Origin of the sequence: Streptomyces sp. NPDC017676 (assembly GCF_044329325.1) — a bacterium.
Lineage (GTDB): Bacteria > Actinomycetota > Actinomycetes > Streptomycetales > Streptomycetaceae > Streptomyces.
This window is the reverse complement of record NZ_JBIRJA010000001.1, coordinates 396,884-422,357: the sequence shown is the minus strand read 5'-3', so window position 1 is coordinate 422,357 and position 25,474 is coordinate 396,884. Positions and strand designations below refer to the sequence as shown.

Genomic DNA, 25,474 nt, shown 5'->3' with positions numbered 1-25,474 from the left:
ACCGGACTCGGCTCGAAGGAGGCGCCCGCCCCGTGACCGGACTCCTGCTGTACGCCCGTTCCCGGGCGCTCCCCGCCACGCTGGCCGCGCTCGTCGGCACCGGCGCCTTCGCTCTGTGGGCGGCCGGCCGGCTGGACGCCTACCTCGATCCCGACCGCCGGGTGCCGATCGTCGCGCTGGCGCCGCTGCTGGCGTCGGCGGTGATCGGAGCGAGCCTGTACAGCGCCTCGGAGGAGCTGGACCGCACGGCCGTGCGCCCTTGGTGGCCGCGCCGGCTGGCCCAGCTGACGGCCCTGACCGCGCTGGCGGCCCTGCTGGTCGTCCCGGCGGTGCTCGGCCACGCGGAGAACTTCGGCCCGCCCGCCGTCGTCCGCAACACCCTGGGCTGCACGGGCGTCACCGCGACGGCCGCCGTCCTCCTGGGCGCCCGCCTGAGCTGGCTCCCCGCGTTCGCCTACGTGTCCGCCGTCTACCTGGGCTCGTCCGCCGCCCGTGGCCGGGCCGCCACGGTGTGGGCCTGGCCGATGCAGCCGGGCGCCGCGCCGGGTGCCTGGGCGGTGGCCCTCGCCGCGTTCGCGGTGGGCGCGGCCCTGTACGCGGCACGCGGTGCCCGCCCGGAGGGGCCGCGGGTCTGAACTCCGCGCACCGGACTCCGGGCTGCGGAGCCGGCCTGAAGGGGCGCGGGGAACCGCGCGAAGGCGTCCCACGCGCCCGCGGCCGCCGACGGACGACCGCCGCCCCTTCTTGTAGGCGCGGACTCGTAGGCGCGGACTTCTGTAGGCGCAGACACATCGGCCCGGACCGACTAGGCAGAGATGCCGTCGATCCGGGCCAGGGCGTCGTCCGCGCCGTACGGCTGCAAGTACGGCAACCAGCGCGGGTCACGATGCCCCGTGCCGATGATCCGCCAGGCCAGCCCCGTCGGCGGGGCCGGTTTGTGCCGCAGCCGCCAGCCCAGTTCCACGAGGTGACGGTCGGCCTTGACGTGGTTGCAGCGGCGGCAGGACGCCACCACGTTGTCCCAGACGTGCTTGCCCCCGCGACTGCGCGGGATGACGTGGTCGACGCTGGTTGCGACGCCACCGCAGTACATGCACCGGCCCCCGTCGCGCGCGAACAGCGCACGGCGGGTCAGAGGAACAGGCCCCCGATAGGGGACCCGGACGAATCGCTTGAGCCGGACCACGCTGGGTGCGGGGAGGGTGACGGTTGCGCTGTGCATATAGGCGCCGGACTCCTCCAGGGAGACTGCCTTGTTCTCCAGGACGAGGACGAGCGCGCGGCGGAGCGGTACGACGCCGAGCGGCTCGTACGACGCGTTGAGGACCAGGACATGCGGCACGGGTGCCTCCTTGGGCGTCGGCGGCGCGTGGCTCGCGCCGGGACGATCTGCAGTCAGTCTCTCCTCATGCCTGGTGGACGCGCCACCATGTCCCGGTAACGGGCTGGGAGTGTTTTCGACCACACCCTGATTCATCCCCCGGATCATGGCCTGTTCAAGCCCGCGTGAGTCGCGTCTCTCCTGCACGCCTCCTGTGCGGATCGGCCCAGGGCATTCACAATGCCCCGTTAGTGTGGTGGTCCCGTCCGTCCGGTGACCTTTTCGTGACCTTGACCGCCCCGCCGGTACGGACCGCGCAGCACCTGGGAGGTACCTGCCGTGTCGTCCCTGCCCGCCGCCGTCCTGGCCGCCGGCGCATCGCCGTCTCCTTCGCCGTCTCCGTCGGGATCGACGGCCCCGGCCGTGCCGACGCTCCAGGACGCCCAGGAGAGCGCGACGAACGCGGCGAGCTGGGTCGAGCAGAACTGGTCGACCTGGCTCGCGATGGGTCTGCAGATCCTGCTGATCCTGGTCGTGGCGGTGGCACTGCGGGCGGTGGTGCGGCGGGCGATCACCAAGCTGATCGAGCGGATGAACCGCACCGTGCAGGCCGTGGACGGCAGTGCGCTGGGCGGGCTGCTGGTCAACGCCGAGCGGCGGCGGCAGCGGGCGGCGGCGATCGGTTCGGTGCTGCGGTCGGTGGCGAGCTTCCTGATCCTCGGCACGGCCGCGCTGATGGTGCTGGGCACCTTCAAGATCAACCTGGCGCCGCTGCTGGCGTCGGCCGGTGTCGCGGGCGTGGCGATCGGTTTCGGCGCGCGCAACCTGGTCACGGACTTCCTGTCCGGCGTGTTCATGATCCTGGAGGACCAGTACGGCGTCGGGGACGTGATCGACGCGGGTGTGGCGACCGGCGAGGTGATCGAGGTCGGGCTGCGCGTGACCAAGCTGCGCGGCGACAACGGGGAGATCTGGTACGTCCGCAACGGCGAGGTCAAGCGGATCGGCAACCTGTCCCAGGGCTGGGCGACGGCCGGGGTCGACGTGACCGTGCGGGCGAGCGAGGACCTGGACCGGGTGAAGGCCACGCTGGACGAGGTCGCCGAGAAGATGGGCAAGGAAGAGCCCTGGAACGAGCTGCTGTGGAGCCCGATCGAGGTGCTCGGACTGGACTCCGTGCTGATCGACTCCATGGTGGTCCGGGTCTCGGCCAGGACGATGCCGGGCAAGTCGGTCACGGTGGAGCGGGAACTGCGCTGGCGGATCAAGCGGGCGTTCGACGCGGCGAGCATCCGCATCGTGGGCGGTGCGACGGCCGTCGAGGACCAGGAGGACGCCCCCGACCCGACGGCCACGGTCGCGGCGCCGTCCGTGTACGCCAACGCGGACTCCCCTCAGTCGACGGCGGCCACCCCGATCGCTCCGCAGCGGTCGGCACCCTCGGGGAAGTAGCGGAACGGTTCGGCACACACGTTCGAGTGAACGGGCGGGGCATTCCGGCGCACGGTGCGCGCGGGGTGCCCCATCGTTCCGCCCCATGAACACCGACCGTCCCGGGGAGCCGGACCTCATGGCCCGCATGGGCCCCGTCCAGCTCCTGGCGGCGTACGAGGCGGTCTCTCCCATGCCCGTACGCGCCGAGTTCATCGAAGGCCGGGCCCACCTACCGCTGGCGCCGCCCGGTGACGGGCACAGCGACACGGTTCTGGAACTGTGCTTCCAGCTCCGATCGGCAGCGGTCCCTCATGCCGGCATCGGCAACGGCTTCCGGTTCGCCGACCGGGCCCACGGCACGACTGCCTTGATCATCCCCGACGTACACGTCATGCGCCGAGAGCCGACGAGTACGGACGAGGCGCACTTTGCCGCGCATCCCGGCTGGTACCCCATCGACATGCTCGCCCTGGTCGGCGAAGTCACCTCCACCAACCACGAGACCGACACCGGCCCCAAGCTCCGTACCTACGCCGCCGCCGGCATCCCGGTCTACGTCCTCATCGACCGCCACTCCAGAACGGCCCACTGCTGCACGGCCCCCGTCCTCCCCGGTGACGACCCCACCGAGGCGTACCACGCCACCGACATCAAGGTGGACCTCGGCGAGCCCCTTCCGCTCCTGGCGCCCTACCCGACTCCGGACACCTCCCCCTTCATCGAGGGCTGAGCGGGCCGCAGGCCAGCTGGTAGGCCTCGCGGATCCATGCCTCCCCACCCGGGTCGGCGCCGCAGGACAGGGACGCGCCCTGGGTGCCGGTGAGCCAGGTCGTGACGCTGCCGTAGTGCGTGCCGTCGGGGCAGCTCACGGCGAAGCTCGCGTCCACCACCTTCACGGCCTCCGCGGTGACGAAGCGGCCGGCGCCGTCGAAGTCGATCCGGTCGTGGTGCCGGGGGTGGTGGGCGGTGTCCTCCCCCGGGGCCATCAGGTCGCCCGTGTCGTAGCCCAGGTGTCGCGCGAGCGAGGCCATCGCCCGCCGCCGGGACAGCCCGACGCCGTTCGCCCGGACCGAGGCGGCGACCGTGCGCACGGGCACGTTCCGGAACGTGGTCCAGCCGTCGTCCTCGCCGAGCGTCACCACCGGGGAGACACCGGTCAGCCGCGTCTCCTGCCGTACCGCGCCCCAGCGGAAGGTGCCGGAGCCGCAGGACGGCGCCGCGGGCTTCGCCGAGGACGCCGCCCGAACCTGCCGCGGCTGCTGCGCCGTGCACGCCACCGCTCCCAGCAGCAGCACGACCGCCACCGCCGTCCGGCCGCCTCTCACCCGGTCAGCCCCACTCTCGTCACCTGGCACAGCGCCACGAACGCGCTCGCCACACGCTGCCCCGGCATGCCCATCAGTCCCTGGTCCGCGCGCAGCAGGACCCGGGCCTCACCCGACGACCGGTCCACCGTCAGGGAGCCGGTGACGGCGTGCCGGTTACGGAACGGGCGCCACTGGAAGTCCCACGCCCCCGTCTCGCCCGTCACGTCGTACGCCCGCCCGGATGCGGCGATCCCCGCCCTCAGCCGCTCCGCCTCCGCCGCCGGGAACACCCGCTCCTGCGTGGCCCGGAGGGCGTCCACGGTGACCGGGATGCCGGTGCCGCGCGCCCGGCGGACCAGGGCCGCGTACACGTAGAGGGCGGCGAGCAGGCTGAGGGCGGCCCAGACGAGCGGGGTGAGGAGGAGGTCCTCGGCGAACGAGCGGGACAGGCCCTCGCCCAGGAAGTCGCTCAGGCCCACAGTGACCAGCAAGGGCACGAAGCCGGACATCGTGACCAGCCACAGCCTCCAGAGCAGCCTCCGGCCGACCGTCCCCATCGTCCCCCCGCCCCCGCGTCCGTTCGTCGCCCGAATGTAGGCCCCGTGACCAGCCAAAACCACATCCGTGACGCACTCGTGACGCACACTTGACCCTCACCCGAACACAGATCGTCTTCACCGGAACCCCGCGTTCCCTCCGCATTCGGTGATCGTCTAGGGTCGCCCCCACAGCGGGCCCTCGTTCTGGAGCGCGACACCGCCCGGGGCCCGTGTCGAATGTGGGGAAACATGCGCAAGCTCGCCATCGGTACCGCCCTGTCCGGTGCCCTGGCCCTGGCCGGCCTGGCCGCTCCCGCCGCGTCGGCGGCCGGTACGCCGGACCTGACGTTCGCCGGTGTGACCGTGAACAAGGGCAAGCCGATCGTGGTCGGCACCACCAAGGCGGTGAACGTGCCGGTGTCGTACACCCTGACCCGGCCGAAGGACCTGGTCATCGACCAGGAGAAGACGGTGCAGGCCGTGCTGCTGTACCGCGGCACGCTGAAGTCGCCCGACAACGAGCTGGGCCCGCGCAAGGCGCCCGTCTGCACGACCGCTTCCACGACGGAGACGACCGTCACCGAGAGCTGCACCGAGACGATCGTCGCCGTTCCGGACCGGGAGCTGTACGAGGCCACCGACGCCGGCACCTGGAAGGCGGCCGGTGTCTACGCGCACAGCGACGGCAGCGCCTCGGACGACTACCTGCACAGCGAGAACGACCTCACCATGTGGGGGAACCTCGCGTCGACGCAGGTCAAGCGCGCCGCCCAGGTGACCGTGGACGCCGCCCCGGAGCCCGTCGTCAAGGGCCGGACGCTGACCGTCAAGGGGAAGCTGACCCGCGCCAACTGGGCGACCGGCACGTACACCGGGTACAAGGACCAGAAGGTCGTCCTGCAGTTCAAGGCGGACGGCGGTGCCTACGCGAACGTCAGGACGATCACCTCCGGCACCGGCGGCGCCCTGTCCACCACCGTGAAGGCGGGCAGGAGCGGCACCTACCGCTTCGTCTTCGCCGGTACGGCCACCACAGGCGCGAAGACGTCCGCCGGTGACCACGTGACCGTGAAGTAACCGCGGGCACTCCCCGTACCGCAGCGCCCCCGAGGTAACGACTCTGTTGCCTCGGGGGCGTTGTCTATTGACGCCCCCTTCGTCCTCGGCTTACGTTCCTCCCACCCCAATAGGAAAGTTTCCTAACAGTGATCTCCGGGCGGCCGTCGATCAAGACTGGACGTCATGCCCAGGTCACTGAAAAGCTGGGCGGCTGGAAAGGCAGGTGTCGACCCCCATGGCAGGAACCGCCGGTACGCCGGGCACCCCGCGCGTCCTGCGCGCCATGAACGACCGCGCCGCCCTGGACCTGCTGCTGGAGCACGGGCCGCTGTCGCGCACCCGGATCGGCAAGCTCACCGGTCTGTCCAAGCCCACCGCCTCCCAGTTGCTGGCCCGCCTGGAGGCGGCCGGACTGGTCCGGGTCACCGGCACCAGCGAGGGCCGGCCCGGCCCCAACGCCCAGCTCTACGCGGTCAACCCCACGGCCGCGTACGCCGCCGGGCTCGACGTCACCCCGCACCGCATCCGGGCCGCCGTCGCCGACATCACCGGCCGCACGGTCGGCGAGTACGAGCTGCCCACCCCCGGCCGGCGCCCGGCGCACCCCGTCGTCCGGCAGGTCACCGACGCCCTCGACGGCGCCGTCAAGGCCGCCGGGCTCGCCCGGTCCGACGTGCACCGGCTGGTCATCGGCACACCCGGCGCCTTCGACCCCAACACCGGGCGGCTGCGCTACGCATCCCACCTGCCGGGCTGGCACTCCCCCGCACTGCTCGACGACCTCGCGGCGGCCCTGCCGATGCCGGTCGAGTACGAGAACGACGTCAACCTCGTCGCCATCGCCGAACAGCGGCTCGGCGCGGCCCGCGGCCACGCGGACTTCGTGCTGCTGTGGAACCAGGAGGGCCTCGGCGCCGCCCTGGTGCTCGGCGGCCGGCTGCACCGCGGCTGGACCGGCGGCGCCGGCGAGGTCGGCTTCCTGCCGGTGCCGGGCACCCCGCTGGTACGGCAGGTCACCAAGGCCAACAGCGGTGGCTACCAGGAGCTGGCCGGCTCCCAGGCCCTGCCGAAGCTGGCCCGGGAACTCGGTGTCGAGGACGTGCCCCCGGGGCCGTACACCGAAGCCGCCACCACGCTCGTCGCCCGCGCCGCCGACCACGCGAGCGGCCCGCACCGGGAACTGCTGCGGACCTACGCCACCCGGCTGGCCACCGGTCTCGCCTCGCTCGTCTCCGTCCTCGATCCCGAACTCGTCGTCCTCAGCGGCTCCGCCCTGACGGCCGGCGGCGAGGTGCTGCGCGCCCTCGTCCAGGCCGAGCTGGAGGAGCTGGCCGCGGCCCGGCCCCGGCTGGTCGTCGGCGACGTCCAGGAACACCCCGTGCTGCGCGGCGCGCTGGAGTCCGCGCTCGCCGCCACCCGCGACGAGGTCTTCGACACCTCGCGCTGAGCGCCCCCTCTTTTCCCGACCCCGTCCCCCTGGGAGACCTCGCCATGCCCACAGCCATACCCGGAGTCGCCCGAAAGGCGGCTTTTGCCCTGACTGCTTCGGCCGTGCTCCTCACCGCCGCGTGTACCGGCCAGTCCGACTCCGGTGCCACCGACGACCCCTCGAAGGACACGACGATCAACTTCTGGCACGCCTGGAGCGCGCCGAACGAGGTGAAGGCCGTCAAGTCGCTGGTCGCCGGCTTCGAGCGGGCGCACCCCAACATCCACGTGAACGTCGTCGGCAACATGACCGACGACAAGATCAACCAGGCACTGCGGGCGGGCGGCGAGAAGGCCCCGGACGTGATCTCGTCGTTCACCACCAACAACGTGGGCAAGTTCTGCTCCTCGGGCGCGCTGGTCGACCTGAACCCGTTCTTCCAGAAGTCGGGGATCGACCCGGAGAAGACGTTCCCGAAGCCGATGAACGAGTACACCCAGTTCGACGGCAACCGCTGCACGGTGCCGCTGCTCGGTGACGCGTACGGGCTCTACTACAACAAGACGGCGTTCGAGAAGGCGGGCATCGCGCACCCGCCGAGGACCTGGTCCGAATTCGAGGCGGACGCCAAGAAGCTGACGATTTCCCAGGGCGACGGCTACAAGCAGCTCGGGTTCATGCCGAACTACCACGGCTGGGAGTCCACCACCGAGCACTACCTCGGCCAGTTCTCGCCGACGTACTTCGGCAAGGACGGCAAGTCGAACCTCGCCAAGGATCCCGCCTTCGAGAAGGGCTTCACGCTCCAGAAGAAGCTCGTGGACGAGCTCGGCGGGTTCCAGAAGCTGGAGAAGTTCCGCGCCACGCTGGGCGACGAGTGGGGTCCCAAGCACCCCTTCCACACCGGCCAGGTGGCCATGCAGCTCGACGGAGAGTGGCGGCTCGGGATGGCCGAGGAGGCGAAGCCGGACTTCGAGATCGGGGTGGCCCCGCTGCCGGTCCCGGACGACCAGGCCGACCAGTACGGCAAGGGCTACATCACCGGCACCATCGCGGGCATCGCCGCCACCAGCCACAAGCAGAACGCGGCATGGGAACTGGTGAAGTACATGACGACGAACACGGACGCGGTGGTCGGCTTCGCCAACGACATCCACAACGTGCCCTCCACGCTGGCCGCGCTGAAGTCGCCGAAGCTGAAGTACGACCCGCGCTTCAAGACCTTCCTGGACATCGCCGCCAACCCGCACTCGACGACGACTCCCGCCTCGATCAACGGCGGTGTGTACCTGGTGACGGTCCAGCAGTTCGGCTACGACTACGAGAGCGGCAAGGTCTCCGATCTCAAGGCCGGACTGAAGAAGACGGCCGCGCAGATCGACACGGACATCGCGCAGGCGAAGTGATGAGCGCCGTGACCCTCGCGTCGAAACGCCGGCGCTCGGCCCTGCGCACGCTCGCCTTCATGTCCCCGTGGCTCATCGGCTTCGCGGTCTTCTTCGCCTACCCGCTGATCTCCACGGTCTACTTCTCCTTCATGCACTACGACGGCTTCCGGCCGCCGACGTGGAGCGGTGGGAAGAACTGGACGTACGTCTTCGAGCACTACCCGCTGTTCTGGCCCGCCCTGCGCAACACGCTCTGGCTGGTCGTGGTCATGGTGAGCCTGCGGGTGCTCTTCGGGCTGGGCGTCGGACTGCTCATCACCAAGATCAAGACGGGTACCGGCGTCTTCCGTACCCTGTTCTACCTGCCGTACCTCGCCCCGCCGGTCGCGGCCACCATGGCCTTCGCGTTCCTGCTCAACCCCGGTACCGGCCCGGTGAACTCGATCCTGGAGAAGGCCGGGCTGCCGGCGCCGGGCTGGTTCAACGACCCCACCTGGTCCAAGCCGGCGCTGACCCTGCTGGCCCTGTGGGGCGTCGGCGACCTGATGGTCATCTTCATGGCCGCGCTGCTCGACGTACCGACGGAGCAGTACGAGGCGGCGGAGCTGGACGGCGCCTCGGCCTGGCAGCGCTTCCGGTACGTGACCCTGCCGAACATCTCCCCGATCGTGATGTTCGCCGTGGTCACCGGCGTGATCCAGACCATGCAGTACTACACCCAGCCGCTGGTCGCCGGGAAGGTCGCCTCCGGCGTGATCCAGGGCGCCGGCACCCAGTTCGAGCCCGGCTACCCCGACAAGTCCACGCTCACCCTCCCCCAGCTCGTCTACAACCTCGGCTTCCAGCGCTTCGACTACGGCTCGGCGTGTGTGGTGGCGCTGGTGCTGTTCGCCCTGTCGATGGCGTTCACCGCGCTGCTCATGCGGCGCCGGGGCGGCCTGATCCAGGCAGGTGACTGACCATGACCCAAGTACTGGACCAGCCGGTGAAGCCGGCGCCGCTCGTCACCGGGGCCGAGCGCACCGCCCGCCGCCGGGCGCTGCTGGAGTGGATCGCGGTCCACTCGCTCGGTGTCGCCGCCGCGCTGTTCTTCACGCTGCCGTTCGTGTTCGTGTTCCTGACCTCGCTGATGAGCGACAGCCAGGCCCTCAGCCGGGACCTGATCCCGCACACCTGGGAGTGGGGCAACTACCGGAAGGTGTTCGACACCCCCGGCTTCCTCACCTGGTGGAAGAACACGCTGCTCTACGCCGGCCTCGGCACCGTGCTGACGGTGGTGTCCTCGATCCCGGTGGCGTACGCGCTCGCCAAGTTCCGCTTCCGGGGCCGCAACCTGTCGCTCATGCTGGTGATCTCGATGATGATGCTGCCCCCGCAGGTGGTCGTCATCCCGATGTACCTCTTCTGGGCGAAACAGCTCGACCTGTCGGGCACCCTGTGGCCGCTGATCGTCCCGATGGCGTTCGGGGACGCGTTCTCCATCTTCCTGCTGCGCCAGTTCCTGATGACGATCCCCAACGAGTACCTGGACGCGGCGAAGGTGGACGGCTGCGGCGACCTGCGCACCCTGCTGCGGGTCGTCCTGCCCATGGCGAAGCCCGGCATCGCCGCCGTCGCCCTCTTCCAGTTCTTCTACGCCTGGAACGACTACTTCGGGCCGCAGATCTACGCCTCCGAGAACCCCGGCGCCTGGACGCTCTCCTACGGCCTGGAGTCCTTCAAGGGCGCCCACCACACCGACTGGAACCTCACCATGGCCGCCACCGTGCTGGTCATGGCCCCCGTGATCCTCGTGTTCTTCTTCGCCCAGAAGGCGTTCGTCGAGGGCGTCACCCTCACCGGAGTAAAGGGTTGAACTGGCTATGAAACTCACCGTGGTCGGCGGCGGCTCGACCTACACACCGGAACTCATCGACGGCTTCGCGCGGCTCAGGGACACCCTGCCCGTCGAGGAACTGGTCCTGGTCGACCCGGCCGAGGACCGTCTGGAGCTGGTCGGCGGCCTGGCCCGGCGGATCTTCGCGAAGCAGGGCCACGGCGGCCGGATCGTCACGACGTCCGACCTGGACGCGGGGATCGACGGCGCCGACGCCGTCCTGCTCCAGCTGCGCGTCGGCGGCCAGGCGGCCCGGCAGCAGGACGAGACCTGGCCGCTGGAGTGCGGCTGCATCGGCCAGGAGACCACCGGCGCGGGCGGCCTGGCGAAGGCCCTGCGCACGGTCCCGGTGGTCCTCGACATCGCCGAACGGGTCCGCCGCAGCAACCCGCGCGCGTGGATCATCGATTTCACCAACCCCGTCGGCATCGTCACCCGCGCCCTGCTCCAGGCCGGGCACCGGGCGGTCGGCCTGTGCAACGTGGCGATCGGCTTCCAGCGGAAGTTCGCGGCCCTGCTGGGCGCGGCCCCGGCGGATGTGCATCTGGCCCATGTGGGCCTGAACCACCTCACCTGGGAAACCGGTGTGCGTCTGGGCGGACCGGAGGGCGAGAACGTCCTGCCGAAGCTCCTGGCCGAGCACGGCGAGGCCATCGCGGACGACGTCCGCCTCCCCCGCCCCCTGCTGGACCGCCTCGGCGTCGTCCCCTCCTACTACCTGCGCTACTACTACGCGCACGACGAGGTCGTCCGGGAACTGCGCACCAAGCCGTCACGGGCGGCCGAAGTTGCGGCGATGGAGCGCGAACTCCTGGCGATGTACGGCGACCCGGCCCTGGACGAGAAACCGGCCCTGCTCGCCAAGCGCGGCGGTGCCTTCTACTCGGAGGCGGCCGTGGACCTGGCGGCGGCTCTGCTGGGCGGCGGGGGCAGCCCGTACCAGGTGGTGAACACGCTCAACCGGGGAACGCTGCCCTTCCTCCCGGACGACGCGGTGATCGAGGTGCAGGCGGCGGTCGGCCCGGCCGGCCCGGTACCGCTCCCGGTCCCCGGCCTGGACCCGCTCTTCTCGGGCCTGATCGCGAACGTGACGGCCTACGAGGACCTGGCCCTGGAGGCCGCCCTGCGCGGCGGCCGGGACCGTGTCTTCCGCGCGCTGCTGGCCCACCCCCTGATCGGCCAGTACGCGTACGCCGACGCCCTCACCGACCAGTTGATCGCACACAACCGGGAGCACCTCGCGTGGGCCTGACCGCACCCGACCCCCTGACGGTCCTCGCCATCGACGCGGGCAACAGCAAGACCGACGTGGCCGTGGTCACCGCCGCCGGGGAGGTGCTGGCCACCGCTCGCGGCGGCGGTTTCCGGCCGCCCGCGGTGGGCGTGACGGCGGCGCTGGACGCGCTGGCGGAACCGGTGGCCCGGGCGTTCGCGGACGCCGGGGTCACCTCCGTCGGCCATGTCGCAGCCTGCCTGGCCAACGCCGATCTCCCGGTGGAGGAGGAGCAGTTGGCGGCCGCGCTGCACGCGCGCGCGTGGGGCGCGTCGGTGGAGGTCCGCAACGACACCTTCGCGATCCTGCGCGCGGGTGTGGCCGAGCCGCGCGGGGTGGCGGTGGTGTGCGGCGCGGGCATCAACTGCGTGGGCATGCGGCCCGACGGCCGTACCGCCCGCTTCCCGGCCATCGGCCGCATCTCCGGCGACTGGGGCGGCGGCTGGGGCCTGGCGGAGGAGGCCCTGTGGCACGCGGCCCGAGCGGAGGACGGGCGCGGCGGACCGACGTCGCTGGCCCGCACCCTGCCCGCGCACTTCGGCCTGCCGACCATGTACGCCCTCATCGAGGCGCTGCACCTGGAGCACCTGGACCACGACCGCCGGCACGAGCTGACCCCGGTCCTGTTCGCCACGGCGGCGGACGGCGACCCGGTGGCCCGCTCGATCGTCACCCGGCTCGCGGAGGAGGTCACGGTGATGGCCACGGTCGCCCTGACCCGCCTGGACCTGCTGGACGAGGAGACCCCGGTCCTCCTCGGCGGCAGCGTCCTCACGGCCGGCCACCCCCAGCTGAACGACACCGTCCGCACTCTGCTGGCGGCCCGGGCCCCCAAGGCCGACGTCCGCGTGGTGACGGCGAGCCCGGTGCTGGGCGCGGTCCTGCTGGGCCTGGACCGGCTGGGGGCGGACGCGGGGGCGCAGGAGCGGGCGCGGGGTCACTGGGAGGCGGGCTGATCCTGGGTCGTCCCGGGCGCGGAGCGGGGCAACAATGTGACCAGAGGTGCGGGCCCTACCTCGGGAGGCGTCATGAGCACATCAGCCGAGCCAAGAGTGTCCGGTCTCGAAGTCCGGTCCATCGACTACGTCCCGCTGGACGAGCGGCACGGCAAGCTCTGGCATCTGGGCCCGCTGTGGTTCATGTCCAACGCCCAGATCGCCACCCTGGCGGTCGGGCTGGTCAGCATCACCCAGGGCGGCAACCTCGTCTGGTCACTGCTGGCCATCGTCTCCGGCACCGTCATCGGCACCTTCTTCATGGCCTTCCACTCCGCCCAGGGACCCCAGCTCGGGCTGCCGCAGATGATCCAGTCACGGCCCCAGTTCGGCTACGTCGGCGCCCTGCTGGTGTGGCTGTTCGCCTATGTGCAGTACGCCGGGTTCAACGTCTTCAACAGCATCCTCGCCGCCGGCGCCCTGCACACCACGCTGCACGGCGGGGTCAAGCTGTGGGTCGTCGTGGTGACCGTCGTCGCGCTCGTCATCGCGCTGGTGGGCTACGACATCATCCACAAGGCCGAGCGGATCCTGACGTACACCTTCCTGGTGATCTTCGGGATCTTCACCGTGGGCGTCCTGGTCACCCTGCACTACCCGGCGGGCTCCTTCGACCTCGACGGCTTCCGGTGGACACCGTTCCTCGCGCAGTTCGGCGTGGTCGCGGGCTACCAGATCAGCTGGGCCATCTACGTCTCCGACTACTCCCGTTACCTCCCCCCGGACGTGACCGTCCGCAAGACCTTCTACTGGACCTACTTCGGCTCCGCGCTGGGCGGCATCTGGCTGATGGTGCTCGGGGCGCTGCTGGCGGCCTGGGCGGGCCCGAAGACCTTCCAGACGATCCCGGCGATCGACGCCGCGGGCGACAGGGTGTTCACCGGCTTCGGCGCCGTCGTGCTGCTGTTCTCGGCCCTCGGCCTGGTCTCGGTGACCGCGCTGAACATGTACGGCGGGTCCCTCACGCTCATCAGCGCCATCGACTCGTTCAAGCGCGTCCGGCCGACGCTCGCCGTGCGGCTGGTCACCCTCGGTCTCACCGCGGCGCTCTCCCTGGTCGGCGCGCTGGCCGCGACGTCGAACTTCCTGGCGAACTTCGAGAACTTCCTGCTCCTGGTGCTCTACCTGTTCATCCCGTGGACCGCGGTCAACCTCATGGACTACTACGTGGTGCGCCGCGGGCACTACGCCATCGCCGAAATCTTCAACCCACACGGCATCTACGGCCGCTGGGGCTGGCACGGCATCATCGCCTACCTCGTCGGCTTCGCCGCCATGGTCCCGTTCTTCTCCGTCGGCACCCTGTTCACCGGTCCCGCCGCGAGGGCGCTGGGCGGCGCGGACATCTCCCTCTTCGTCGGCCTCCCCGTCAGCGCCCTGCTGTACTGGTGGCTGACCCGCTCGATCGACGTGGCGGCGGAGACCCGGCTGGCGGAGGCGGAGGCGGCAGCCCTGGAACAGGCCGCCCACGAGCACCGCGAGCCGTGAGGCCGTCCCCGGCCGGCCCGTCGCACGGGGAACCGATCCCCCGTCACCAGCGTGTTCCAGCACGGGGGGTGGTGCGTCCGCCGGCACGCGCCCCCGGGCACGCTGCGATCCGATCAAGATCCAGTGAAGGCCGGTGCGCGATGTCAGTGCGGGCGGTGATACTGGGCGGCGTACGGATGACCATGGGGGAGGTCGAGTGACACACCCGCCGAAGAGCAGCGCGGCGCCACCGCCGGCCGGGCCCGCCGGTGTGGCCGGTGTCCCCGGCATCCCCGCCCAGCCCGGTCCGCCCGGGTTCGCCGCGGCCGTCGGTCCGGGGGTGCCGCCCGCGCGCCGGACCGCCTTCGCCGAGGGTGCCGAGCGGCTGCGGGCCGCCGCCACGACCGAGCCGGGGCGGTTGCGGATCATCGGTGCCGTCCTGGCGCTGCTGGTCGTCGCCTTCGGGGCGGTCACCGCCTGGCAGACCAGTGCCCGCTCGGCCGCCGCCGACGACGTGCTGCACCGCAGCCAGCCGCTCAGTTACGGCGCGGCCGGCATCTACCGGTCGCTGGCCGACGCCAACACCGCCGCTTCCAGCGGGTTCCTGGCGGGCGGGCAGGAGAGCGCGCAGTCCAGGGACAGCTACGAGAAGGACATCCGCACCGCCGCCGCCGGGCTCGTCACCGCCGCCGCCAACGCCGAGCCGGGCTCCGCTTCCGAGCAGACCATCGCCGAGCTGAACCGGCTGCTGCCCGAGTACAAGGGCCTCATCGAGCGGGCCCGGACGTACAACCGGCAGGGCTATCCGGTCGGCGGCGCCTATCTGCGGTACGCCAACGAGAAGATGCAGAAGGAGATGCTCCCGGCCGCGGAGGACCTCTACACCACGGAGAACCGGCGGCTCGACGCGGACTACGCGGACGCGACGCCGTACCCGTGGGCCGCCATCGGGCTCGGGCTGCTCGCGCTGGCCGCGCTCGGCTGGGCCCAGCACCGCACGTACCGGCGCACCCACCGCGTCCTCAACCACGGCCTGGTCGCCGCCAGCGCCGCGACGACCGTCGTCCTGCTGTGGCTGGTCGTGGGCCACACGGTCGCCCGGTCGGGGCTCGACGGCTCGTACGAGCACGGCATCCGCTCGCTCAACGTGCTCCACGACGCCCGGATCGCCTCCCTCAAGGCCCGCGGCAACGAGAACCTGAGCCTGGTGGCGCGCGGCGCCGAGACCGTCACGGTCGACGGCACGACGTACGACGCCTACTACCGCGACTTCGACCAGGACATCGCCGTGCTCGGCAAGGCGCTGACCGAGGCGGCGCGGCTCGCCGACGACCAGGGGGGCACCGCACCGGTCAAGGCGGCCGAGGGCGACATGGCGGTGTGGAAGCAGCGCCACGCCACGGCCCGCGCCGAGGACGAGAACGGCAACTACCAGCAGGCGCTGGACAAGGTGATCGGCGCGAAGGGCGCGACCGCCGAGTGCTTCGACGGCGTCGACCGCAGCCTGGCCCGGGCCATCGCCCATGAGCGGGCCGAGTTCCAGCGGGCGGCCGGGGACGGGCGGGACGCCATGACCGGGCTGCCGGAGGGCGCCGCCGTCCTCGCGGTGCTGGGCGCGGCCGGCGCCGTCGCCGGCATCGGCCGCAGACTTTCGGAGTACCGGTGACAGGGGGCAAGGCGATGGACGTGAGCCGTGCGCGGTCCGTCCTGCGAGGCTGGGGCGGGGTCGCCGCGATGGCGGTGCTGTGCGCGCTGGCGCTGGCGTTCGTTCTGCTGCTGCCGTGCACCCAGCGGACGCCGGACGACCCGCGGCAGGCCGGGCAGAAGGCCGTCACCGGCACCCAGGCCCGCGCCGGCGGGTGCGTGGACGCCGAGGCGCACGAGCGGACGCCGGCGCCGTCCGGCGCGGACGGTCCGACGATCGACGCGATCAAGGCACGCACGGGCGCCAAGCGGAAGCTGATCGTCGGTGTCGACCAGAACAGCTACCGCTGGGGCTACCGCATCCCCAACACCGAGGGCGCCCAGCTGGAGGGCTTCGACATCGACCTCGTGCACCGGATCGCCGAGGACATCCTCGGGGACCCGGACGCGGTGCAGTTCAAGGCCATACCGACCAACCAGCGCATCCCGGCGATCGAGGACGGACGCGTGGACATGGTCGTCCGCACGATGACGATCACCTGTGACCGGCTGCAGCAGGTCGCGTTCTCCGCGCCCTACTTCAAGACCGGCCAGCAGGTCCTCGCCCCCAAGTCCTCCCCGATCACGGGCTACGACGGCTCGCTGGCGCACAAGAAGGTGTGCACCGCGGCCGGTTCGACCGCCCTCGCCAAGCTGGAGGCCGACAGGAAGGGCGGCCGGCTGCCCGCCACCACCGACCTGTCCACCACCGTGCCGAACCAGCTGGACTGCCTGGTCCGGCTGCAACTCGGCGAAGTGGACGCGGTGGTGACCGACGGCGCGCTCGCCGCGAGCCAGGCCGCGCAGGACCCGACCGTCGAACTGAAAGGCGGGCCGTTCACGACCGAGTACTACGGCGTGGCGATGAAGAAGGACGCCGGCGATCTGGTACGCCGGGTCAACCGCGTTCTGGTGGACTACCGCGCACACGGCTGGCAGACGTCGTACGCCGACTGGCTGTCGGCGACACTGGGCAAGGACTCGGCCGCGTCGAAGCCGCCCGCGCCGCGGTACCTGCCCGGCAGTTGAGCTGTACCCGACCGGAACAGACAGCAAGCGAGAGGTGATCGATGGGCGTCACGGACCCCGCCGGGCCGGTGATGGACCGGGACGAGGTGGACCGTGCGCTGGCGCGGCTCGGCCAGGAGCACGAGGCGATCGAGACCTCGCTGCTGGCCCTGCAGGACCACGCGGGCCGCAGACTCCTCGAAGGCGCGGAGCTGACCGGTGTCACCCAGGAGCGCTGGCAGGCCACGGAGGAGCGGATCACCCGGCTGTGGGCGTACTTCGACGCCTACACCGCCGCGCTGCGCGGCGCCCGGGAGATCCGCGCCCGGCGCCGCTGGTCCAGCCGTGAGGACCTGGCGGAGCTGACCGAGGTGCTGCGCGGCGAGTCCGTGACCGTCCCCGGCGGCGGGAACGGCAGGCTGAGCGAGTCGTTCTCGCTGTCCGCGCTGGTGGACCGGATGAACGAGCTGTACGCGACGAGCCTGGACGTGATCGTCGCCGCCGACGCGGTCTGGTCGGCGCTGCCCGCGCGGATCGATTTACTCGCCGCGGAACTCCAGCGCACCCGGCAGCTCGCGCACTCGGTGGGGGTGCGCCCCGGCGAGCACCCGGCCGGTGACGACCTGGAGCGGATCACGCGCACGCTGACCAGGCTGCGCGAGGACGTCGTCTCCGACCCGCTCGCCTTCTGGGTGCCGGCCGGGGGCAGTTCGGCGCCCGGCGGCGGACGCCCGGACACGACGGTGTACGACCGTGAGGCCCGCGCCCTGGAGGACGTGCGGCGGGAGATCGACGCCGTGTTGACGGTCCGTCAGGACGCGGAGGCGCGGCTGATCCGGCTGCGGGACGTGCTCTCGCGCGCCGACCGCACCCTGGCCGAGGCGCGGACCGCGCGCGGTGAGGTGCTGGCGAAGATCGCCGCGACCGAGGTGCCGGTGGTGAGCGGGCCGCCGACCGCGCTCCAGGAGCAGCTGGCGACCGCTGCCGAGTACCGCAGGCAGGCCCAGTGGCACCGGCTCTCCCCGCTGCTGGAGTCGCTGGAGGAGAAGGCGGAGGACGAACTGCTGCGCGCCCGCGAGTCGTTGACCGCGGTCACCGCGCCGCTCGCGGTCCGCGCCGAGCTGCGCGGCCGGCTGGACGCGTACAAGGCGAAGGTCGCCCGGCACGGTCTCGCGGAGGACCCGCTGCTGGTCGAGCGGTACGACGCGGCCCGCCGCATGCTGTGGAGCGCGCCCTGCGACCTGCGCGTGGCGGAGCAGGCCGTGCTGCGCTACCAGCAGGCGGCCGCGGAACTGCTCGGCAGCGCGAGCGCGCCGGAGGACCGTAAGGGGGACGAGTCATGAGTCAGCCGGGGCAGAGCTGCCAGCGGCCGGGCTGCGAGGGGACGTACGAGGACGTCGGCGGCGGCGAGCTGTACTGCGACACGTGCGGTCTCGCGCCGGTCGTCTCGACGACCGGCATGGTGGGCTCGCCGCCCACCGGGGTCGCCCGGGGGGCGTCCGACAGCGGCACTGCCCGCAGCTCGCGCAGTTCGCGCACGACCTCGCAGTCGTCGAGGTCGCGCCGCTCGGTGTCCGGGCGGCTGTCCCGGTCGCTGTCGGGCACGTCCACCGGCCGTTCGGTGTCGGTGCGCAGCTCGGGCTCGTCCTCCGGGGCCTCCTCGCGGGGGCGGCTGGGCGCCGGGCTGGTCTCGGTGCCGCAGGTGCCGCGGCCCGACCCGCGCGCGATGGTGCTGGAGAACCCGGAGGTGCCGGAGCGGAAGCGGTTCTGCTCACGGTCGGACTGCGGGGCGCCGGTCGGCCGGGCCCGCGGGGACCGCCCGGGCCGCACGGAAGGTTTCTGCACCAAGTGCGGGCACCCGTACTCCTTCGTGCCCAAGCTGAGGGCCGGGGACATCGTGCACGGCCAGTACGAGGTCGCGGGCTGCCTCGCGCACGGCGGGCTGGGCTGGATCTACCTGGCCGTGGACCGGGCGGTCTCCGACCGGTGGGTGGTGCTCAAGGGCCTGCTGGACACCGGTGACCAGGACGCGATGGCCGCGGCGATCTCCGAGCGGCGGTTCCTCGCGGAGATCGAGCACGCCAACATCGTGCGGATCTACAACTTCGTGGAGCACCTGGACCAGCGCACCGGCTCCCTCGACGGCTACATCGTCATGGAGTACGTCGGCGGCAAGTCCCTGAAGGAGATCGCCAACGCCCGCCGGGCGCCCGACGGCCGCCGCGACCCGCTGCCGGTGGAGCAGGCGTGCGCGTACGGCATCGAGGCGCTGGAGGCGCTCGGCCATCTGCACAGCCGCAACCTGCTGTACTGCGACTTCAAGGTCGACAACGCCATCCAGACCGAGGACCAGCTCAAGCTGATCGACATGGGCGCGGTCCGCCGGATGGACGACGACGAGTCGGCGATCTACGGCACGGTGGGCTACCAGGCCCCGGAGGTCGCCGAGTCCGGCCCGTCCGTGGCCAGCGACCTCTACACGGTGGCCCGCACGCTCGCCGTGCTGACCTTCGACTTCCAGGGCTACACCAACGTCTACGCCGACTCCCTGCCCGACCCCGACACCATCGAGGTCTTCCGCCGCTACGAGTCCTTCTACCGGCTCCTGGTGCGGGCCACCGACCCCGACCCGGGCCGCCGGTTCGCCTCCGCGCAGGAGATGGCCGAGCAGCTGACGGGCGTGCTGCGCGAGGTCGTCTCGCTCCAGACCGGGCGGGCGCGGCCCGCGTTGTCGACGCTGTTCGGGCCCGAGACCAAGGTCACGGACACGGAGTTGTTCCCCCGGCTGCACGGGGACGTGTCCCGGCTGGGTGCCCGGCCGGTGCGGAAGGCTCCCGCCACTCCCGCCCCTGCGCCGCCGGCCCTGGTCAGGCCCGTCGACACGGCGGCCGCCGCGCTCGCCCTGCCGGTCCCGCTGGTCGACCCGAACGACCCCAACGCCGGTTTCCTCGCCGGCCTGATGGCCTCCGCGCCGGCCGAGCTGATGAGCGCGCTGGCGGCGGCGCCCGCGCAGACCGTGGAGACCCGGCTCCGGCAGATCCGCGCCCGGCTGGAGAGCGGCGACCACCAGGGCGCGCTGATGAGCCTGGCCGAGCTGGACGAGGAACAGCGCGACGACTGGCGGGTGGTGTGGTACCGGGGCGTGGCCGCGCTGGTCACCGGGGACTTCGAGCATGCCGCGCTCGCCTTCGACGCGATCTACGACGCCTTTCCCGGCGAGGCCGCGCCCAAGCTGGCGCTCGGCCTGTGCGCCGAGGTGCTGGGCCAGCTGGACAACGCGGCCGAGTACTACCGCCTGGTGTGGACGACCGACCCGAGCTTCGTGAGCGCCGCGTTCGGGCTGGCCCGGGTACAGCTCGCGACCGGGGACCGGCGGGGCGCCGTGACGACGCTGGAGTCGGTCCCGGAGTCCTCCATCCACTACACGGCCGCCCGGGTCGCCGCCGTACGGGCCCGGCTGAGACAGCGCACCGCGAGCGCGGGTGACGTACCGTTCCTGGACGACCTGACGGCCGCCGCCGGTCAGGTCGAGGCACTCCAGGCGTACGGCCTGGACCCGGCGCGCCGCGAGCTGTTGTCGGCGGAAGTGCTCGGCTGTGCGCTGGACTGGATACTCTCCGGGGGCCAGGGCACCGGGCCCGCCGCCGGCGGCCGGGTGCTGCTGGGCAGCGGTCTGGACGAGCGGGGCCTCCGCTTCGGCCTGGAGCGCGCCTACCGCACGCTGGCCAGGCTGGCGCCCGGCGGCGATGAGAGGATCGAGCTGGTGGAACGGGCCAACCGTTACCGTCCCCGGACGTGGGTGTAGTCGATGTCGCAGATGCCCCAGCAGGCCGCACTGGCGAAGTGCCCGAGCTGCGCGGAGCCCGTGGAGTCGGGTGACCTGTTCTGCGGAGCGTGTGGATACGACCTTTCGGTGGTGCCCGCGCCGCCGCAGGACCATCCGACGCTGACCATGACGGGCCCCGGCCCCGAGGAGGGCACGGCGTGGCCCACCCCCGGACCGCCCGGCCCCACGGCCTCCCCCGCGCCCCACCTCCCGGCAGACCTGCCGGGCACCGACTCGGGCGGCACACCCCTGTCCGGCGAGGCACCCGACGCCGCCCCGGGGGCCACCACCCCGGCGGGGCAGGAGTCCGGGTCCGCCCCGGCAGCCGCGCGACTGTCCGGGCAGGCACCCGGCGCCGTACCGCCGGCGGGGCAGGGGTTCGGGCCCACCCCCGGCGGCTCGTCGCCGACCGGCCAGGGATTCCACGGCGCCTCGGCCGGCACACCACCGCCCGGGCTGGGAGCCGTCGCCACACCCCCGCCGGGGCCGGGGTCCGGGTCCGCCCCGGGCGGTGCGCCGCTGCCCCCGCACGAGAACGGCCCCGTCCCGGGCGGTGCTCAGCCGGGCGGGCAGGAGGCCGGTGCTGAGCACTCCTCCGGTTCCGGCGTGCGGTTCGACCGGCCGGACGAGCCCGATGAGTACCCGTTGCAGGCGCCGGACCCCCGGTCCGCCTCCGCACCGGCCGACCCGGCGCAGCTCTGCGTGGCCTGCCGGGCGGGCCGGGTGGACAGCGACGGCTACTGCGAGAACTGCGGGCACGCCCAGCCGCGCGAACGCGACCACGTGGAGCGGGAGTCGGGACCGGTCGCCGCCGTCAGCGACCGCGGCCTGCGCCACCACCGCAACGAGGACGCCTTCGCCGTCGGCCACACCACGCTGCCCGACGGCACCCCGGCCGCGCTGGCGATCGTCTGCGACGGCGTGTCCTCCGCGACCCGCCCGGACGACGCCTCCCTGGCCGCCTCCCGGGCGGCCGGCGACACCCTGCTGGCCGCGCTGCCGCGCGGCACCCATCCGCAGGCGGCGATGCACGAGGCGATCGTCGCCGCCGCGCAGGCCGTCAACGCGCTCGCCGAGGAGCCCGCCACGGCCCGCGAGCACGCCCCGCACCAGAACGCGCCGGCCTGCACGATCGTCGGCGCGGTCGTCACCCCTGGGCTGCTGGTCGTCGGCTGGGTCGGCGACAGCCGCGTCTACTGGGTGCCCACCGACCGCACCGTCCCGCCCGCCCGGCTGACCGAGGACGACTCCTGGGCCGCGCAGATGGTCGCGGCCGGCCTGATGAGCGAGGCCGAGGCGTACGCCGACGCCCGCGCCCACGCGATCACCGGCTGGCTCGGCGCGGACGCCTACGAACTGGAGCCGCACACCGCGTCGTTCAAGCCGGACCGGCCCGGCGTCGTGGTGGTGTGCACCGACGGACTGTGGAACTACGCCGAGACGGCGGAGGAGATGTCCGAGGTCGTCCCGCCCGACGCGGCGGCCCGCCCGCTGCACAGCGCGCGGGTGCTGGTCGGCCACGCCTTGGACGGCGGGGGCCACGACAACGTAACAGTGGCGGTCCTGCCGTTCCCGGTGCCGTCGCAGGGGGCAGGATCGGCCTGAGGGCCGTATCCGACGGGGGAACGGCACGGGGAAGCCGCGGCGGACCGGAGGGGACCGGTCCGCTCACAGTCGTCGCCTCGCGTCGGCGAGGTGTCCGAGGGGGATGTGAGCCAGCATGGCCAATTTCGCGAAGTCGAGCGTGCCGCGATTCTCGGTGGACGTCTACCAGAACGAGTACCTGCCCGAGGGCGGCAGCGAGGTCAACGCCATCGTCACGGTGACCGCGACCGGCGGCGGCACCATCGGCAGCGCGGTCTCCGCGCCGGTGTACCCGCCGGGCGGGCGGCCGTCCGCCGCCGTGGCGATCATGGTGGACTGCTCGGGTTCGATGGACTACCCGCCGACCAAGATGCGGGGCGCCCGGGACGCCACGGCCGCCGCGATCGACACCCTGCGCGACGGCACCCTCTTCGCGGTGATCGGCGGCACGCACGTGGCCAAGGAGGTCTATCCGGGCGGCGGGCGGCTCGCGGTCGCCGACGCCACCACCCGCGAGCAGGCCAAGCAGGCGCTGCGCCGGCTGAGCGCGGGCGGCGGTACGGCCATCGGCACCTGGCTGCGGCTCGCCGACCGGCTGCTGTCCGCGGCGGACGTCACCATCCGGCACGGCATCCTGCTCACCGACGGCCGCAACGAACACGAGTCGGCGGAGGATCTGCGGGCCACGCTGGACGCGTGCGCCGGCCGGTTCACCTGTGACGCGCGGGGGGTGGGCACCGACTGGGAAGTGAAAGAAGTCACAGGGATCGCCTCGGCGCTGCTCGGCACCGCCGACATCGTCGCCGACCCGGCCGGTCTCGCCGCCGACTTCACGCGGATGATGGAGACGGCGATGGGCAAGGAGGTCGCCGACGTCTCCCTGCGGGTGTGGACGCCGGTCGGCACGGCCATCCGGTTCGTCAAGCAAGTCGCGCCCGCCGTCGATGACTTGACCGGCCGTCGCACGGAGGCCGGGTCGCGCGCCGGGGACTACCCGACCGGCTCCTGGGGCGACGAGTCCCGCGACTACCACCTGTGCCTGACGGTCCCGCCGGCCGGGCTCGGCCAGGAGATGCTCGCCGCGCGGGTCTCCCTCGTGGTTCCGCAACCGGACGGAACCGCCCAAAACCTCGGCGCGCAGGGCCTCGTACGGGCCGTGTGGACCGACGACATGGCCGCCTCCACCGCGATCAGCCCCCAAGTCGCCCACTACACCGGGCAGGCCGAACTGGCGCAAGCCATCCAGAAGGGCCTGGACCTTCGCAAAGCGGGGGATTTCGATGGAGCAACCGCCAAACTGGGGCGCGCGGTTCAGCTCGCGAACGCCTCGGGGAACGCGGATACTGCGAAACTGCTTGCGAAGGTGGTGGACGTGGTCGACGCCGTGACAGGTACTGTGCGGTTGAAGACGAGGGTCGCGGAGGCGGACGAGATGACTCTGGAGACCCGGTCCACCAAGACTGTTCGTGTGAAGAAGTGACCCTCGGAAGCGTAGGAGAAGGGGAAGCGCCGACATGCCGACCTGCCCGAACGGACACCAGTCGGGTTCCGACGACTGGTGCGAGGTCTGCGGTCACCGCATGGCCGGTGCCGTACCTCCGCCCCCTCCGCCGCCCCCGGGCGGTTACGGCTTCCCGCCCCCGCAGGGCGGCCCGGCCGGCGCCCGGCCGCACCCGGCCGGCGGCTCCGACCCGGAACCGGAGCTGTGCCCGCAGTGCCGTACGCCCCGCGAGGGCGGCGCGCCGTTCTGCGAGGAGTGCCGGTGGAACTTCCTGACCAACACGGCGACCTCCTACACCCCGGCCGCCCCGCGCCCGTCGCAGCCGCGGTTCCAGCCGCCGAGCTCGACGTACGGCGGGGGTGACGGGTACGAGTACCAGGGTTCGCGGCCCTCGCAGGTGAACCGGCCCGCCGAGCCGCTCCCGTCCTTCCACAGCGAGCCGTCGGGCCCGACGCCGTTCGGCGGCGACCGTGCACCGTCCGGTCCGCCGACCTCCCCCGGCCCCTCGGGCCCGCCCCCCTTCGGCGCGGGCAACCAGCGCCCGCCAGGGGCGCCGCAGGGCTTCGGCCAGCGTTCGGGCCAGGGCGGTCCGGGTCAGGGCGGTCCGGGCCAGGGTCCGGGTGCCGGCAACCCGTCCGGTCCCGGCGGTCCCGGCGGCTTCGGTGGCCGGGGCACGGTGCCGGGGCAGGGTCCCGGTGGTCCCGGTGGCCCGGGTTCCGGTGGCCCTGGTGGTCCCGGCGGCCCGTCCGGCTTCGGTGGCGGTCCCGGGCAGGGTCCCGGTGGTCCGGGTGGTCCCGGTGGCCCTGGTGGTCCCGGTGGCCCTGGTGGTCCCGGTGGCCCTGGTGGTCCCGGCGGCCCGTCCGGCTTCGGTGGCGGTCCCGGTGGCCCGGGCGGCCCGTCCGGCCCTTCCGGCTTCGGCGGCGGTCCGAACCAGGGTCCCGGTGGCCCGGGTTCCGGTGGCCCGTCCGGGTTCGGCGGCGGCCCGGGGCAGGGTCAGGGTGGTCCGGGGTCCCAGGGCCCCTCTCCCTTCGGGCGTGAGCCCTCCCGTCCCGGCGGTCCCACTCCGCCCGGTCCCTCCGGCTTCGGCGGTGACCCCTCGCGTCCGGTGCCGCCGCCCGGCGGTCCCGGCGGTGCCCCGCAGGCGTTCCAGCAGTCCGGTGCGGCGGCCCCGCCCGCGTTCCCGGGCGAGACCCGCCGGCCCCCGGCCGCCGACGACGACTGGGTGATCTCCCCGCCGTCGTCCACCGGCCCCGGCGGTCAGGGCGGCGGCTACGGCTACCCGCAGCCCGGCGGCACCCAGACCCCGCCGGGACCGGGCGGACCGGGCGGTTTCCCCCAGGCGCCGCAGGGGCCGCACGCGCCGCAGGCCCCCCGGTCGACCACCTGGACCGCGACCATCGGCCCGGACCGCGAGTACTTCATGGCGATGATGCAGCGCTCCGGCCCCGAGGCCGCGGGCCTGAACCTGCCCGCGTACTCGCCCGAGCAGCAGCGCACGCTGACCGGCAACCAGGTGACCATCGGCCGCCGCCGGCACTCCACCGGCGACACCCCTGACATCGACCTGTCGGTGCCGCCGGAGGACCCGGGTGTCTCGCACCAGCACGCGGTGCTGGTGCAGCAGCCGGACGGCAGCTGGGCGGTCGTCGACCAGAACTCGACGAACGGCACCACGGTCAACATGTCGGAGGAGCCCATCCAGCCGTTCGTGCCGGTCCCGCTCCAGGACGGCGACCGGGTGCACGTGGGCGCCTGGACGACGATCACCGTCCGCCGGGGCTGAC

Annotated in this window: 21 protein-coding genes; 18 read left to right on the top strand and 3 right to left on the bottom strand. The window is 72.6% G+C overall.

The window, feature by feature from the left end:
- Window positions 1-32 precede the first annotated feature (32 nt).
- Window positions 33-635, top strand: a complete 603-nt coding sequence (locus ACH4LD_RS01865; protein ID WP_132786234.1) for a hypothetical protein — start codon at window positions 33-35, stop codon at window positions 633-635.
- Window positions 636-805: 170 nt separating this feature from the next.
- On the opposite strand, the gene ACH4LD_RS01860 is transcribed toward ACH4LD_RS01865, so the two are convergent.
- A complete protein-coding gene (locus ACH4LD_RS01860; RefSeq protein WP_014672759.1) occupies window positions 806-1,342 on the bottom strand; it encodes an HNH endonuclease in 537 nt (178 codons plus the stop codon).
- Between the two features lie 318 nt (window positions 1,343-1,660).
- Here ACH4LD_RS01860 and ACH4LD_RS01855 point away from each other — a divergent pair, with 318 nt between their 5' ends.
- Both ACH4LD_RS01855 and ACH4LD_RS01850 read left to right on the top strand, forming a co-directional pair.
- Window positions 1,661-2,773, top strand: a complete 1,113-nt coding sequence (locus ACH4LD_RS01855) for a mechanosensitive ion channel family protein (protein WP_398053246.1) — start codon at window positions 1,661-1,663, stop codon at window positions 2,771-2,773.
- 85 nt (window positions 2,774-2,858) lie between these two features.
- A complete protein-coding gene (locus ACH4LD_RS01850) occupies window positions 2,859-3,485 on the top strand; it encodes a Uma2 family endonuclease (protein ID WP_398053245.1) in 627 nt (208 codons plus the stop codon).
- Here ACH4LD_RS01850 and ACH4LD_RS01845 read toward each other — a convergent pair.
- Window positions 3,472-4,059 carry a hypothetical protein gene (locus tag ACH4LD_RS01845; protein WP_398106152.1) on the bottom strand — a complete coding sequence of 196 codons (588 nt, stop codon included), beginning with the start codon at window positions 4,057-4,059 and terminating at the stop codon, window positions 3,472-3,474. The genes ACH4LD_RS01850 and ACH4LD_RS01845 overlap by 14 nt on opposite strands.
- A gap of 17 nt (window positions 4,060-4,076) precedes the next feature.
- A complete protein-coding gene (locus ACH4LD_RS01840; RefSeq protein WP_398053243.1) occupies window positions 4,077-4,619 on the bottom strand; it encodes a hypothetical protein in 543 nt (180 codons plus the stop codon).
- A 231-nt stretch (window positions 4,620-4,850) separates the two neighbouring features.
- On the opposite strand from ACH4LD_RS01840, the gene ACH4LD_RS01835 reads away from it, so the two are divergent.
- From ACH4LD_RS01835 to ACH4LD_RS01765, 15 genes are all read left to right on the top strand, one after another.
- The gene (locus ACH4LD_RS01835) at window positions 4,851-5,678 is read left to right on the top strand and encodes a hypothetical protein (protein WP_398053242.1); all 828 of its coding nucleotides are present in this window, start codon (window positions 4,851-4,853) and stop codon (window positions 5,676-5,678) included.
- A gap of 217 nt (window positions 5,679-5,895) precedes the next feature.
- The gene (locus tag ACH4LD_RS01830) at window positions 5,896-7,107 is read left to right on the top strand and encodes an ROK family transcriptional regulator (protein WP_132786228.1); all 1,212 of its coding nucleotides are present in this window, start codon (window positions 5,896-5,898) and stop codon (window positions 7,105-7,107) included.
- A gap of 44 nt (window positions 7,108-7,151) precedes the next feature.
- Entirely contained in the window at window positions 7,152-8,495 is a 1,344-nt protein-coding gene (locus ACH4LD_RS01825) for an ABC transporter substrate-binding protein (protein WP_398053241.1), read from the top strand.
- A complete protein-coding gene (locus ACH4LD_RS01820; RefSeq protein ID WP_132786226.1) occupies window positions 8,495-9,436 on the top strand; it encodes a carbohydrate ABC transporter permease in 942 nt (313 codons plus the stop codon). Before ACH4LD_RS01825 ends, ACH4LD_RS01820 begins: the two co-directional genes overlap by 1 nt.
- 2 nt (window positions 9,437-9,438) lie before the next feature.
- The gene (locus ACH4LD_RS01815) at window positions 9,439-10,332 is read left to right on the top strand and encodes a carbohydrate ABC transporter permease (RefSeq protein ID WP_398053240.1); all 894 of its coding nucleotides are present in this window, start codon (window positions 9,439-9,441) and stop codon (window positions 10,330-10,332) included.
- 7 nt (window positions 10,333-10,339) lie between these two features.
- Window positions 10,340-11,605: a 6-phospho-beta-glucosidase gene (locus ACH4LD_RS01810; protein WP_398053239.1), complete on the top strand. Its 1,266-nt coding sequence runs from the start codon at window positions 10,340-10,342 to the stop codon at window positions 11,603-11,605.
- Window positions 11,596-12,582 (top strand): N-acetylglucosamine kinase, encoded by a 987-nt coding sequence (locus ACH4LD_RS01805; protein WP_398053238.1) that lies wholly within the window; start codon window positions 11,596-11,598, stop codon window positions 12,580-12,582. The genes ACH4LD_RS01810 and ACH4LD_RS01805 overlap by 10 nt, the downstream gene beginning before the upstream one ends.
- Window positions 12,583-12,654: 72 nt before the next feature.
- Complete coding sequence (locus ACH4LD_RS01800) at window positions 12,655-14,109, top strand: purine-cytosine permease family protein (RefSeq protein ID WP_398053237.1); 1,455 nt, start codon at window positions 12,655-12,657, stop codon at window positions 14,107-14,109.
- A 196-nt stretch (window positions 14,110-14,305) separates the two neighbouring features.
- Complete coding sequence (locus ACH4LD_RS01795) at window positions 14,306-15,754, top strand: hypothetical protein (RefSeq protein WP_398053236.1); 1,449 nt, start codon at window positions 14,306-14,308, stop codon at window positions 15,752-15,754.
- A gap of 14 nt (window positions 15,755-15,768) precedes the next feature.
- Window positions 15,769-16,800 carry a glutamate ABC transporter substrate-binding protein gene (locus ACH4LD_RS01790; RefSeq protein WP_398053235.1) on the top strand — a complete coding sequence of 344 codons (1,032 nt, stop codon included), beginning with the start codon at window positions 15,769-15,771 and terminating at the stop codon, window positions 16,798-16,800.
- 41 nt (window positions 16,801-16,841) lie between these two features.
- Complete coding sequence (locus ACH4LD_RS01785; protein WP_398053234.1) at window positions 16,842-18,122, top strand: hypothetical protein; 1,281 nt, start codon at window positions 16,842-16,844, stop codon at window positions 18,120-18,122.
- Window positions 18,119-20,584: a tetratricopeptide repeat protein gene (locus ACH4LD_RS01780; protein ID WP_398053233.1), complete on the top strand. Its 2,466-nt coding sequence runs from the start codon at window positions 18,119-18,121 to the stop codon at window positions 20,582-20,584. The genes ACH4LD_RS01785 and ACH4LD_RS01780 overlap by 4 nt, the downstream gene beginning before the upstream one ends.
- A 3-nt stretch (window positions 20,585-20,587) precedes the next feature.
- Window positions 20,588-22,210: a protein phosphatase 2C domain-containing protein gene (locus ACH4LD_RS01775; protein WP_398053231.1), complete on the top strand. Its 1,623-nt coding sequence runs from the start codon at window positions 20,588-20,590 to the stop codon at window positions 22,208-22,210.
- Window positions 22,211-22,325: 115 nt separating this feature from the next.
- Window positions 22,326-23,669, top strand: a complete 1,344-nt coding sequence (locus tag ACH4LD_RS01770; protein ID WP_398053230.1) for a VWA domain-containing protein — start codon at window positions 22,326-22,328, stop codon at window positions 23,667-23,669.
- Window positions 23,670-23,703: 34 nt separating this feature from the next.
- Window positions 23,704-25,473 (top strand): FHA domain-containing protein, encoded by a 1,770-nt coding sequence (locus tag ACH4LD_RS01765; protein ID WP_398053229.1) that lies wholly within the window; start codon window positions 23,704-23,706, stop codon window positions 25,471-25,473.
- Window position 25,474 lies beyond the last annotated feature (1 nt).

What these genes read in the sequence shown, in the direction of transcription:
- ACH4LD_RS01850 (WP_398053245.1), top strand. Translation starts at nt 2,859, where the DNA reads ATGAACACCGACCGTCCCGGGGAGCCGGACCTCATGGCCCGCATGGGC.
- ACH4LD_RS01840 (WP_398053243.1), bottom strand. Translation starts at nt 4,619, where the DNA reads ATGGGGACGGTCGGCCGGAGGCTGCTCTGGAGGCTGTGGCTGGTCACG.
- ACH4LD_RS01835 (WP_398053242.1), top strand. Translation starts at nt 4,851, where the DNA reads ATGCGCAAGCTCGCCATCGGTACCGCCCTGTCCGGTGCCCTGGCCCTG.
- ACH4LD_RS01830 (WP_132786228.1), top strand. Translation starts at nt 5,896, where the DNA reads ATGGCAGGAACCGCCGGTACGCCGGGCACCCCGCGCGTCCTGCGCGCC.
- ACH4LD_RS01825 (WP_398053241.1), top strand. Translation starts at nt 7,152, where the DNA reads ATGCCCACAGCCATACCCGGAGTCGCCCGAAAGGCGGCTTTTGCCCTG.
- ACH4LD_RS01820 (WP_132786226.1), top strand. Translation starts at nt 8,495, where the DNA reads ATGAGCGCCGTGACCCTCGCGTCGAAACGCCGGCGCTCGGCCCTGCGC.
- ACH4LD_RS01815 (WP_398053240.1), top strand. Translation starts at nt 9,439, where the DNA reads ATGACCCAAGTACTGGACCAGCCGGTGAAGCCGGCGCCGCTCGTCACC.
- ACH4LD_RS01810 (WP_398053239.1), top strand. Translation starts at nt 10,340, where the DNA reads ATGAAACTCACCGTGGTCGGCGGCGGCTCGACCTACACACCGGAACTC.
- ACH4LD_RS01800 (WP_398053237.1), top strand. Translation starts at nt 12,655, where the DNA reads ATGAGCACATCAGCCGAGCCAAGAGTGTCCGGTCTCGAAGTCCGGTCC.
- ACH4LD_RS01790 (WP_398053235.1), top strand. Translation starts at nt 15,769, where the DNA reads ATGGACGTGAGCCGTGCGCGGTCCGTCCTGCGAGGCTGGGGCGGGGTC.
- ACH4LD_RS01785 (WP_398053234.1), top strand. Translation starts at nt 16,842, where the DNA reads ATGGGCGTCACGGACCCCGCCGGGCCGGTGATGGACCGGGACGAGGTG.
- ACH4LD_RS01780 (WP_398053233.1), top strand. Translation starts at nt 18,119, where the DNA reads ATGAGTCAGCCGGGGCAGAGCTGCCAGCGGCCGGGCTGCGAGGGGACG.
- ACH4LD_RS01775 (WP_398053231.1), top strand. Translation starts at nt 20,588, where the DNA reads ATGTCGCAGATGCCCCAGCAGGCCGCACTGGCGAAGTGCCCGAGCTGC.
- ACH4LD_RS01770 (WP_398053230.1), top strand. Translation starts at nt 22,326, where the DNA reads ATGGCCAATTTCGCGAAGTCGAGCGTGCCGCGATTCTCGGTGGACGTC.
- ACH4LD_RS01765 (WP_398053229.1), top strand. Translation starts at nt 23,704, where the DNA reads ATGCCGACCTGCCCGAACGGACACCAGTCGGGTTCCGACGACTGGTGC.